At 47.2% G+C, this 616-nt stretch carries 1 pseudogene; it reads left to right on the top strand.

From position 1 onward, the window contains the following. Positions 1-141 precede the first annotated feature (141 nt). A pseudogene (locus ACTHUM_RS17525) lies at positions 142-616 on the top strand (isocitrate lyase/phosphoenolpyruvate mutase family protein); the annotation flags it as partial.

The raw sequence follows: 616 nt of genomic DNA on the forward strand, positions 1-616 counted from the left end.
GGTTAATGATTGAAATTTTACAGGCCGTCTAAAAACAGTTTTTAGAACGATTGTTTCTTTTTAAACGGTTTGTTTCAAGTTGTGAAAAAACCGAGCCGTCCGATTAATACTGATGAAAAAAGTCTATAAAGGAGAAATATGATGAGTCAACACTCTGCCGGAGCACGTTTCCGCCAAGCCGTGAAAGAATCAAACCCTCTTGCCGTCGTCGGTTGCGTCAATGCTTACTTTGCACGATTGGCCACCCAAAGCGGTTTCAAAGCAATCTATCTGTCTGGCGGCGGCGTGGCAGCTTGCTCTTGCGGTATCCCTGATTTGGGCATTACCACAATGGAAGATGTGCTGATCGACGCGCGACGTATTACGGACAACGTAGATACGCCTTTGCTGGTGGACATCGATGTAGGTTGGGGCGGTGCATTCAATATTGCCCGTACTATTCGCAACTTTGAACGCGCTGGTGTTGCAGCGGTTCACATCGAAGATCAGGTAGCGCAAAAACGCTGCGGCCACCGTCCGAACAAAGCCATCGTTTCTAAAGATGAAATGGTTGACCGCTTATCAAAGCTGCCGTAGATGCCCGTGTTGATGAAAACTTTGTGATTATGGCGCGTAC

The organism is Neisseria sp. P0021.S006 (assembly GCF_051956895.1).